Origin of the sequence: Rhodococcus sp. A14, assembly GCF_011603105.1 — a bacterium.
GTDB classification, from domain to species: Bacteria; Actinomycetota; Actinomycetes; order Mycobacteriales; family Mycobacteriaceae; genus Rhodococcus_F; species Rhodococcus_F opacus.
Map to the genome: position 1 here is coordinate 41,018 of NZ_JAAOQS010000067.1, position 10,128 is coordinate 51,145.

The 10,128-nt window shown below is 65.9% G+C and carries 11 protein-coding genes, 1 pseudogene and 1 riboswitch; of the genes and pseudogenes, 10 read left to right on the forward strand and 2 right to left on the reverse strand.

The window, feature by feature from the left end; all coding sequences use genetic code 11:
• The first annotated feature begins 108 nt into the window (after positions 1–108).
• The 8 genes and pseudogenes from G9373_RS28890 (at position 109) to G9373_RS28925 (ending at position 6,563) form a co-directional block, all read left to right on the forward strand.
• Positions 109–402: a hypothetical protein gene (locus G9373_RS28890; protein ID WP_167118038.1), complete on the forward strand. Its 294-nt coding sequence runs from the start codon at positions 109–111 to the stop codon at positions 400–402.
• 499 nt (positions 403–901) lie between these two features.
• Positions 902–1,498 (forward strand): hypothetical protein, encoded by a 597-nt coding sequence (locus G9373_RS28895; RefSeq protein WP_167118041.1) that lies wholly within the window; start codon positions 902–904, stop codon positions 1,496–1,498.
• A gap of 6 nt (positions 1,499–1,504) precedes the next feature.
• Entirely contained in the window at positions 1,505–2,914 is a 1,410-nt protein-coding gene (locus G9373_RS28900; RefSeq protein WP_167118044.1) for an SRPBCC family protein, read from the forward strand.
• Entirely contained in the window at positions 2,911–3,324 is a 414-nt protein-coding gene (gene gvpJ, locus G9373_RS28905) for a gas vesicle protein GvpJ (RefSeq protein ID WP_167118047.1), read from the forward strand. Before G9373_RS28900 ends, gvpJ (G9373_RS28905) begins: the two co-directional genes overlap by 4 nt.
• A 310-nt stretch (positions 3,325–3,634) precedes the next feature.
• A pseudogene (gvpJ, locus tag G9373_RS28910) lies at positions 3,635–3,796 on the forward strand (gas vesicle protein GvpJ); the annotation flags it as partial.
• Positions 3,797–3,842: 46 nt separating this feature from the next.
• The gene (locus G9373_RS28915; RefSeq protein ID WP_167118049.1) at positions 3,843–5,414 is read left to right on the forward strand and encodes an IS1634 family transposase; all 1,572 of its coding nucleotides are present in this window, start codon (positions 3,843–3,845) and stop codon (positions 5,412–5,414) included.
• Between the two features lie 4 nt (positions 5,415–5,418).
• Positions 5,419–5,739, forward strand: a complete 321-nt coding sequence (gvpJ, locus tag G9373_RS28920; RefSeq protein ID WP_346842859.1) for a gas vesicle protein GvpJ — start codon at positions 5,419–5,421, stop codon at positions 5,737–5,739.
• A gap of 80 nt (positions 5,740–5,819) precedes the next feature.
• On the forward strand, positions 5,820–6,563 hold the full coding sequence (locus G9373_RS28925; RefSeq protein WP_240960798.1) for a GvpL/GvpF family gas vesicle protein: 744 nt from the start codon (positions 5,820–5,822) through the stop codon (positions 6,561–6,563).
• Between the two features lie 415 nt (positions 6,564–6,978).
• Here the strand turns inward: G9373_RS28925 and G9373_RS28930 are convergent, their stop codons facing one another.
• Positions 6,979–7,653: a ScbR family autoregulator-binding transcription factor gene (locus tag G9373_RS28930; RefSeq protein WP_346842860.1), complete on the reverse strand. Its 675-nt coding sequence runs from the start codon at positions 7,651–7,653 to the stop codon at positions 6,979–6,981.
• A gap of 66 nt (positions 7,654–7,719) precedes the next feature.
• On the reverse strand, positions 7,720–8,379 hold the full coding sequence (locus tag G9373_RS28935) for a pyridoxamine 5'-phosphate oxidase family protein (RefSeq protein WP_167118054.1): 660 nt from the start codon (positions 8,377–8,379) through the stop codon (positions 7,720–7,722).
• A gap of 152 nt (positions 8,380–8,531) precedes the next feature.
• On the opposite strand from G9373_RS28935, the gene G9373_RS28940 reads away from it, so the two are divergent.
• A complete protein-coding gene (locus tag G9373_RS28940; protein WP_166680860.1) occupies positions 8,532–8,690 on the forward strand; it encodes a hypothetical protein in 159 nt (52 codons plus the stop codon).
• 601 nt (positions 8,691–9,291) lie between these two features.
• Positions 9,292–9,505, forward strand: a riboswitch (cyclic di-AMP (ydaO/yuaA leader).
• Positions 9,506–9,513: 8 nt separating this feature from the next.
• Positions 9,514–10,095: a transglycosylase family protein gene (locus tag G9373_RS28945; protein WP_005255273.1), complete on the forward strand. Its 582-nt coding sequence runs from the start codon at positions 9,514–9,516 to the stop codon at positions 10,093–10,095.
• Positions 10,096–10,128 lie beyond the last annotated feature (33 nt).

Genomic DNA, 10,128 nt, shown 5'->3' on the forward strand with positions numbered 1-10,128 from the left:
GGGTGACGATATCGACTCATCGGCGCGGTCGCCTGCCGACCGGGCACCCCGTAGGCCGAGCTCACATCCCGGCCGAGGACGGCGGTAGGGTAGGCGGCGACCTGGCCGGTGATCGTGCTGATCAGGGCGGTGGACCGGCCGCCCCCAGGTGAGCCGGGCCACCGCTGTCGCGGATTCGGTCGGTCCGCTCAGGCCGATGCCGCCGCCGATGGTGACGCTCAGCCACTTCAGGAACGCCTCGAACGGGCGTTGAAGCAGAACCCATCGGAATTCACGCCTTTCCTGGTGATGAAATCCACGGGATCGTCGATCACCGCTTACGGTGCCTATCGCGCTCGGGGTCGTGGAGTGTTTCGCAAAAAAGCGAATTTCTCACATAATGAAATTAACAACCGCTCATAATGTTCGGGGTAAAATAACAACCGCCCATAATGTTCTGGGAAATCGGTTAGCAAGTAAGGGGAATTCGAAATTGATCGGCGCATGTGTTTCTCGTGTGTATTCGCGTGATCCACGAGGTTGCGAAGGTGGGGGCCGCGCGCGGGCTGAGGCGGGGTGGGCGAACACTTGACCTCGGCCCCGCGCGGCGAGGGCGCCCCGCGGGCCGAGGGGTTCAACGGCCGGAGCGGGGCTGGCTGCCCGGACCGCATTGCGGCGCGGGCAGCGTACTCAGCGGGTACCCGCTTGCCACTGCGCTACGCGGGTTTCCCTGAAAGCCGGCCCCGGCCTGCTTCGTGCGGTGGCTGTTCCGGATCGGGGATGTGTGTACGGCCGGATTGAGCGTCGCCGCCCCGGGGTAGTCGGCGGGAACGAAGGCACCACCCACCGACCACGGCCCCCACCCTTTTCGCCGACGCCGGCGCCGAGGTGCACCACATCTTCTCGACAAAGGGGTTGGGCGATGGCAGGCAAAGGTCAGATGGCGTTGGCCGTGGGCGCGGGATACATGCTGGGCCGCACGCACAAGATGAAGTTGGCGCTGATGCTCGCGGGCGCCGGAGCATCCAGTCGGTTTCCTTCTGGCTCACTGGTTGTGCTCGGTCAGGCCGGCAATCTGCTCGCGGATTCGCCCGAGGTCGCCAAGCTCGGCGGGGTGGTCCGGAAGGAGTTGATGAACGCGGCGAAGACGGCCGCGGTGACCGCGGCCAGCCATCGCATCGACTCGCTCAACTCCCGGTTGCAATCGGGCGGTGAGGAGGCTTCGGGCGGGAAGGGGTCGAAGCGCAAGCGGCACCAGGAGCCCGAGGACGACTACGACGACGAGTACACGGAGGACGAGACCGCCGAGGAGGACGAAGCCGAGGAGGAGGCGCCCCGCGCCCGCAAGCGCCCGGCCCCGCGCCGCCGCACCTCGAGCAGCGGTGGTTCCCGGCCCGCCCGGTCACGGTCCCGGTCGTCGACGAACAACGACGACGAGGACGAAACCCCCACCCGCACCCGGAAGTCGCGCGCCAAGGCGACGACCGATGTCATCCCCATTCGACGCAGCCGGAAGTGAACGACGATGACCTCGAATCTCGACAGTGCAGCGAAGAAGCTGCGCCAGAACGTGTCCGGTGCGTCCGGTGAGGCCGCATCGGTGTCACCGCTGAAGAAGGCGGCGCAGGGCCTGCTTGGCACCGTGACCGACAAGGCGATGTCCACCGTGTCCGACAAGGTGCAGCGTGCGGCCGGCCGGCTCACCGACTACGCCGAGGGAGGCGGCGGAAGCCTGCTGTCCGCGGTCACCGGCAAAGAGCAGCAGGGTGACGGCAACGGGGACGAGAAGGGCGATGGCAAGTCACTGTTCTCCGGGTTGACGGACAAGGTGAAGGAGACGGCGTCGGATGTGAAGGACGCGGTCACTGGTGGTGGTGGCGGCGGTGGCGGCGGTAAGGGCAAGAAGCTCAAGTTGACCAATATCGTCGAAACGATCGATGTCGGAGTCCCGGTCCAACTGGCGTATAACCAGTGGACCCAGTTCGCCGACTTTCCGTCGTTCATGAAGAAGGTCGAACGGGTGGAGCAGGAGGCGGACGAGAAGGTCGAGTGGAAGGCTCAGATCTTCTTGTCGCACCGGACCTGGGAGGCGTCGATCATCGAGCAGGTCCCCGATGAGCGGATCGTGTGGCGTTCGAAGGGTGCCAAGGGTTTCATCGACGGGGCGGTGACGTTCCACGAGGTGACTCCCGATCTCACCCGCATCGTTCTGATCCTCGAGTATCACCCGAAGGGCTTGTTCGAGAAGACAGGAAACCTGTGGCGTGCACAGGGGCGGCGAGCTCGCTTGGAGCTGAAGCATTTCGGACGCCATGTCATGACGCAGGCCGTTCTCCATCCCGACGAAGTCGAGGGCTGGCGCGGGGAGATCCGGGACGGCAAGGTCGTCGAACCCGAGGAGTCCGAGGACTACAACGAGGAACCGGCCGAGGACGAAGCGCAGCCCGACGAGGACGAGCAGGACGACGCGCAGCTGGACGAGGGCGACGAGGACGAGTACGAGGAGCCCGCCGAAACAGACGAGGACGAGGAGACGGACGAGGACGAGGCTGAGGAGCCGGAGGAGACAGAGGAGGAGCCCGAGGAGACAGACGAGGAAGAGTACGAGGAGACGGACGAGACAGAGGAGGAGCCGGAGGAGACGGACGAGGACGAGGCTGAGGAGCCGGAGGAGGCAGACGAAGACGAGGCTGAGGAGCCGGAGGAGGCAGACGAAGACGAGGAGGAGGAAACATCGCCGCCGCCGGCACGTCGTGGCCGCCCGCGTAAGACCGCGGCGAAGTCTGCGAGTGAGGACAAGCCGCCGGCACGTCGTGGCCGCCCGCGTAAGACCGCGGCGAAGTCTGCGAGTGAGGACAAGCCGCCGGCACGTCGTGGCCGCCCGCGCAAGACCGCGGCCAAGTCGGCCGCCTCGAAGCGAGGAGCGCGGCGATGACGTCGATACAACCCGCAGGTCGTGGCGGTGGCGGCGGGGGAGTCAGCGGTGGACCGAGCTCGAGCAGTCTCGCCGATGTCATCGACACCATCTTGGACAAGGGCCTGGTCATCGATGCGTACGTGCGGGTCTCGCTGGTCGGCATCGAACTACTGACGATCGACGCCCGCGTCGTGGTCGCCAGCGTCGACACCTACCTGCGGTTCGCGGAAGCGGTGAACCGGCTCGAGATCGGCAGCGAGCCCAAGGGCCTGACGGACCTGGCTGGGGGCGGTGAGGGCGAGGCTGAATCGAAAACCCAGGGCGCACTCGGGGCCGCCGGCGAGAAGCTCGGCGACCTCCTCGGCGGCGGACAGGAAGAACCTCAGCGCGAACGGGTTTCACGCAAGTCCACTCGCGGGGACAGGTGATGTCGACGTCGGAACAGAAGATCAACGGGCATCCGAGGAGCCGACCGGTCGGACCGTTTCGAGCAGGGTGTGTTCGCCGAATTGCTCAGTCCCTGGCGGTCTTTGATCGATTGAACTTCCGGAGTTCCGGGTAGTCCGGTAGTCCGCACTTACCTCTCCACTTCGGGTATGCCACAGGGGCGGACTGGACGAGGCGACGGCGAGAGCGCAGAGCGGGCCGAGGAACGACCGGTACCGCCACACGTCGCCGCCCCGCCCGCGCACCGGCGTTGCCGGTGGGGCGATAGCGGGGGGAGCAAGGAGCACGAGCATGACTACAGCGGGTGGGCCGAGTTCGAGCAGCCTGGCCGATGTCATCGACACCATCTTGGACAAGGGCCTGGTCATCGACGCGTACGTGCGGGTCTCCTGAGTTGCACCAGGTTGGCCGATTTCCTGGACAGGTCCGGCATTTGTGCTGGTGGCAGCGGTGCAGGTTCGCGAAATGGCACACTAATCAGTCGGTAGACTCCACGCCCGTGGCCGCCTACATCCGCAAAGTCCGCACCGCGTCGGGAGCAACCGCGGTGCAGATCGCAGCCAAGCAAGGCCGCCGAGACAAGGTACTCGAGCACCTCGGATCAGCCCACACCGACAGCGAACTCGCCGCCCTGCTCGAGACGGCCCGCGAGAAACTACTCGCCGGCCAACAGCAACTCGACCTCGACCTCGGCACGAACACTGGCGGCAGCGCGACGATCAACGGTAAACGGTCTCGCTGGCTGATCGAGGTCATCGAGACTGCGTGGCGACACCTCGGATTCGATGTGGTCGACAACGAGGCATTCTTCCAACTGGTAGCCGCCCGTATCGTCGAGGCAACCTCCGTCGCCGACGCCGGCAGAGTGCTCGGCGAGATCGGTATCGCCCCCGCACATCGCAACACCTTCGTGCGGACCCTGCGCCGCTGCACCGCACACGGCTACCGCGACGACATCGCACGACGCTGCTTCGAACACGCCGCCGAGGCGAGTGATCTGAACCTGTTGCTCTACGACGTCACGACCTTGTACTTCGAGGCCGAGAAGGAAGATGAGCTGCGTAAGGTCGGGTACTCGAAAGAGCGTCGCGTCGACCCGCAGATCGTGGTCGGACTCCTGGTCGACCGCAACGGATTCCCCTTGGAAATAGGATGTTTCGAAGGAAACCACGCCGAGACACGCACCATTGCCCCGATCGTGCGTCAGTTCCAGGAGCGTCACAACATCGAGGACGTCGAGATGGTCATCGCCGCCGATGCCGGGATGCTGTCGGCATCGAATCTGAAGGACCTCGACGCCGCCGGACTGAAGTTCATCGTCGGGTCACGGGTGATGAAGGCACCGGCGGATCTGGCCAGCCATTTCCACTGGAACGGGGACGTGTTCACAGACGGGCAGGTCATCGATACGGTGACGCCGCGTCACGCGAAGAGCGTGGTCAACGACATCACGCGCCGCAGCGAGCCGGTGTGGGACCCCGCCGACACGTCGGCGTGGCGGGCGATCTGGGCGTACTCGAAGAAGCGTGCCGTGCGCGATAACCAGACGCTCAATGCCCAGGAGGCTCGGGCCAGGGAGGTCATCGACGGTACTCGTGCTGCTCGATCGCCGCGGTTCGTCAAGACCACCGCGAAGGGTAAGAGTCTCGATGCCGAGGGCATCGCCAGGGCGCGTTCCCTCGTTGGGCTGAAGGGCTACGTCACCAACCTTCCTGTGTCACTGATGAATCCGTATGAGGTGATGGAGAAGTATCATGACCTGTGGCAGGTCGAGCAGTCGTTCCGAATGTCGAAGACCGACCTGCGGGCGAGGCCGATCTTCAGTCACACCCGGGATTCGATCGAGGCGCACCTGACGATCGTGTTCGCTGCGTTGGCGATATCGCGTTATCTGCAGGCCGAGACCGGAATGTCGATCCGCAGAATCGTGCGTAGCCTGCGTCCGTTGCAGGAAATCACCGTCACGATTGCTGGCCACGCGCACACCGCCCTCGATCCGCTCACCGACGACGCGGCGAGCATCCTCGATTCCCTCGAAATCCCGAATCCTCGGTCAGGGTTGGCACACTAAACTGGTGCAACTCAGGTTGGACAAGGGCCTGGTCATCGACGCGTACGTGCGGGTCTCGCTGGTCGGCATCGAACTGCTGACGATCGACGCACGCATCGTCGTTGCCAGCGTTGACACCTACCTGCGGTTCGCGGAGGCGGCGAACCGGCTCGCGATCGGCAGCGAACCGAAGGGCCTGTCCGACCTCGTCTCCGACGTCAAGGGCAGCGGCAGCACGAAGTCCAAGACCAAGGGTGTCCTCGAGGGCGTGGGGGAGACGCTCGGTGAGCTACTCGGCGGATCCTCGAGCGAACACGAACCGGCACCCCGACGGAGGCACAAATGACCTCCCCAGAGGACACCGACACCGACGCCGACGACAACAACGACAACAACGACAACAACGACAACAACGAGGGTGCTCCGATGGCCGTGATCTACGTGTACGGAATCGTGCCCGCCGACGTGCAACCCGAAGAGGACGCCACCGGCATCCACGACGCCCCGATCGAGATCGTCACCCACGGCGACATCGCGGCATTGGTCAGCGAGATCGACCCGGACCAACGACTCGGCACCCCCGCGGACCTGCAGGCTCACGCCCGCATCCTCGACGGCACCTCGCACGTCGCGCCGGTGCTGCCGCTGCGGTTCGGTGCCGTCGTGTCCGACCGCGACGCGGTGGTCAACGAACTGCTTGCCGAACACGAGGACGAGTTCGTCTCCGCTCTCGAGGAACTGGAGGGCTTCGCCCAGTACCTGGTCAGGGGCCGCTACGTCGAGGAGGCCATCATCCGCGAGATCGTCGACGAGAGCCCGAAGGCCACCAGCCTGCTCGAGGCGATCCGCGACCAGCCCGAGGAGTTGACCCGGGATGACCGGATGGCGTTGGGGGAGATGATCGGCCACACCCTCGAGGCCAAACGGGAGACGGACACCCGCACAACCCTCGACGCGCTGTCACCGCTGACCGACACCGTCACCGTCCGCGAACCCACCCACGACGAGGACGCGGTCCAGATCGCGGTCCTGCTCGAGGTCGACCGGCAAGACGAACTCGAACAGACGGTCGGAGACCTGGCCGAACGCTGGGACGACCGGGTCACCATGCGCCTCGTCGGCCCGATGGCACCGTACGACTTCGTGGTGGCACCGAAGCCGGAGGGCTGACCGAGGGGTCTGCTGTCAGTCCTCGTCCCGCTGCCCCTGCAGCAGGTGAAGGGGTGATCTCGCTGGTTCGAGCAGGAGATGCTTCGCGCCGCGCAAGCTGGTACCGGCACACGTCGCAGCGTTTCGGGATGCGGTAAATGCTGTCGAACGACGCCTGCGGAAATCTGCCCGGGCGATGCTGCGGACACCGATTCAGGTCCATCCACGCCTGCCTCAGACCTGACCTCTCGGGTCAGGACGATTCGCGTTGCACCATGTGGGTTCCCTTTTCGTCCCGTCGCTCTCGCACTACCTCTTCGGCAGTGCCGGGGGATGACCAGGATGAACGAGACGGGCACCTGCGGGCATCACCCACTTGTGATGAAGCGATCTCGTGCGCGCCGCGAGGGCATGCCGCCGACCCCGCGCGGCCAAGTCAGGACGCGGTCGGCTCCATGCCGCGAGGAGAGACCGTGGTGGGGCTGCGCCGGGCGGCGAACTGCCGGAAATACGTCTCGGCGGCCGGGTCGGTGAGGGTCGGCAGCAGCAGTGTCCATCCGGTGGTGACCCGGTGGGTGGGGCTGTCGAGGGCGCCGGTCGCAGTGACGAGCACCCGGGCCCCAAAGGCCAACTCCACCAGGACTTCGGCGAGCTCGTCCGGGTCGATGCCGGCACGCAGATCCCCCTCCTCGCCGGCCCGAATGGTGAGGTTTCGGCAGTGCAGCGTCCAGGTCTCGAAGATGCTCGGCGCCGCACGATCGCCGCGGTAGTCGCCGATCTCGAAGAGCAACCGGAACGCGGCCCGCACCAGCGGATCGTCGCGGCCGTAGTCGGCGAGGACATAGGAGAGATCGATGAGGGTTTCCAATGCACGGGAATGGGTGGCCCTCCGCTGTGCGCAGGCCCGCTCGAATCTTCGGAAGCCCTCGTCGATCACTGCGCGGGCAAGGTGCTCCTTCGTGGGGAAATGGAAAAACAGGCCGCCTTTGGTGGTGCTGGACTTCCCGGAGATCGCATTCAACGTCGCGTGCACATACCCGTGGCAGTCGAATTCTTCCGCCGCCCGCTGCAGTAACGCGCTTCGGGTCAGGTGTGCCCGTCTCTGGGTCACGAGACCGGCTCTTCTCGCGTGCCCCCGTCGGTCAGCGGCGGCTGGCGACCGTGACGCTCAGCCACGTCAGAAACACCTCGACGGCAAGGCCGGAGTCGATTCGGGCGGTGCGGTCACCGCCGCTCTGTCGTATCGCTGGGTGTCTTTCGCGTCGAAGTAGTCACCGCCCTTGCGTTTCGCGTCGTCGGTTCCCCAGTCCCGGTGGTGCGGAACGGGCTCCATGCGGGGAATGTGTTTGCGGCAGTGAATGTATGCCTCTTCGACCTCCACTATCACCCACCGTTGCGGGATTCGTCCCGGCGCGCAGTCGCCCGGTAGATCCGGGAGTTCGGAGCGCAGCACCTCGTCCTCGACGATCCGCGCCGCGCCGTTGATGTGCAGCCCGATCAGATCGTGGACGAAATCGACGAGCACGAGTCCGACGTGCGGGTTCTCGGCGATGTTGCCGAGACTGGCCATCACCCCGTTGCCTCGGTACTCGGGGTAGGCGAGGGTTTTGGGGTCGATCACGTGCAGGAATCCGGGTCCGCCGGCCCTCAGGCTGTTGTCACATTCGCCGGCCGCGTCCGCGGTGGCGACGAACGCGATCTCCTGGCGGCCGACGAAATCGATCATGGCCGGAGTGAGATGGTCGAGCACCTGTTCGGCGTAGAACCGGACGGCACGCTCGACGGTGCCGTACCGATGCTGGAGGTCTCGTTCTCCGGCGCTACCGAGCTGCCTCATCTGTCTCTCCATTACGGTTCGGCATCATTGGCCGGTTTACCCTACGGGACACACGCGGGTGCGTCGCGCCGCGCAACAACACCGTGGGAGGGCTGCAACGCGGGCGATCCCGGGGCAGGGATCGGTCGGTGACCTGGGCGTACCGTGAATGGATGAAGACCAAATCCCCTCGAGACGAGCTTGCCCGCCGGCTGGCCGAGCGGGACGAGTTAGTGGTGGAAGTCCTCGAACTCGAGGGCCGGCTGGAGAGGGCCAAACGCCGCCTCGACGAGGTATCCGCCGAGATCGACTCGTCCGGGCACATCGAGTAGCACTTCTCCGGGGCGTGCAGCACGACCGATGTGGGAGTGTGTACCGGCCACGCGCTCATGCTGGAGCGGACCGACGAGTTCAGCGCTCTCGTCCTGGGTTTCCTGCGGGAGCGCGGCTGCCCTGAGGTGGCCCGCAGGGCCGGGACCGGTCAACGGCCGGCCCGGGAGTTTCGCACGCCCTGCGCCCATCCCCTCCATCGCAACCGCCTTCCTCCTCAGCTGATCAATGTCGCCCCTCCACTGTCTGCCGCGCCATCGCCGCGCCGAAGACGCACAACGCCCACCGATTGGACCCTGAGTGTCATCCACTCATCCCACCCATCCCCATCTCCGCTCAGGCCCCGGCCTCATCGACGCACCCCGGTGGCGTGAGCTTCCTCACATAACGGCACGGTAACGGAAGGGCCACGGTTCGGCAATACCCGCGTCTCGTCGCTACTAGCTGGGCATGGTCTCTGTGCCTCCAATGTGGTCCCGCAACAGGCGAAGACACTCCGCGTTATCAAATGGTGACACTGCGGCCTCGGCCCGTTACCGTCGTCACCGGCCGAGGAAACATCGGCCACATCCGGCCCGCCGCGCCAAGCCTCGTCCCGCGGGTACCGGAGTCCCGACGAAGCATTCCAGGGACGAGGACGGGGGACCCAAAGTCCTCCAGGGAACGCAAGTTCTCAGACGGACACCGGCCCGAATGTGCCTCGCACACTCGGATCTTGGGGTGAAGCCAGACCCTCTCCAGCCAGGAGAGGCGAGGCCGGGCGACCTCTCAGCCCGAACCCGACAGCTGACCTCGCAGGCGCGTGTGGAGAGGATCTCGACCACTATGAGCGGACGCCATCGCAAGCCCACCACCACCGGCCGCACCGTCGCCAAGGTCGCCGTCACCGGCGCCATCATGGGCGTCGCCGGAGCAGCCTTCTCGGGCACCGCGAACGCGGCACCCGACTCCGACTGGGACCGCCTCGCGCAGTGCGAGTCCGGCGGAAACTGGGGAATCAACACCGGAAACGGCTTCCAGGGCGGCCTCCAGTTCTCCCCGAGCACCTGGAACGCACACGGTGGAACCCAGTACGCGGCCACCGCCAACCAGGCCTCGCGTGAAGAGCAGATCGTCGTCGCCGAGAAGGTCCTCGACTCCCAGGGCTGGGGCGCTTGGCCGTCCTGCTCCTCGAGCCTCGGCCTGAGCAGCGCACCCACCCAGCGCACCGCCCCCGCAACCGTGCCCGAGGCCCCCGCGGCGCCGGCACTCCCCGACCTCACGGGCGGCGTCCCCAGCACCAACGGCACCTCGCAGTACGCCGGTGTCGTCGACAGCGCGATCGAGGCCGTCAAGGCTCAGGGCATCGCGATCGATCCCCAGATCCTGCAGCTCATCGACGCGAACAAGGGACTGCTCCCGCAGTAATCCCCCGCGATTCACGGAAGAGGGGCCCTGCAC

Coding starts and splice junctions, on each gene's coding strand:
- gvpJ (WP_167118047.1), top strand. CDS start 2,911: ATGACGTCGATACAACCCGCAGGTCGTGGCGGTGGCGGCGGGGGAGTC.
- G9373_RS28935 (WP_167118054.1), bottom strand. CDS start 8,379: ATGAGGCAGCTCGGTAGCGCCGGAGAACGAGACCTCCAGCATCGGTAC.
- G9373_RS28895 (WP_167118041.1), top strand. CDS start 902: ATGGCAGGCAAAGGTCAGATGGCGTTGGCCGTGGGCGCGGGATACATG.
- G9373_RS28925 (WP_240960798.1), top strand. CDS start 5,820: ATGGCCGTGATCTACGTGTACGGAATCGTGCCCGCCGACGTGCAACCC.
- G9373_RS28945 (WP_005255273.1), top strand. CDS start 9,514: ATGAGCGGACGCCATCGCAAGCCCACCACCACCGGCCGCACCGTCGCC.
- G9373_RS28940 (WP_166680860.1), top strand. CDS start 8,532: ATGAAGACCAAATCCCCTCGAGACGAGCTTGCCCGCCGGCTGGCCGAG.
- G9373_RS28900 (WP_167118044.1), top strand. CDS start 1,505: ATGACCTCGAATCTCGACAGTGCAGCGAAGAAGCTGCGCCAGAACGTG.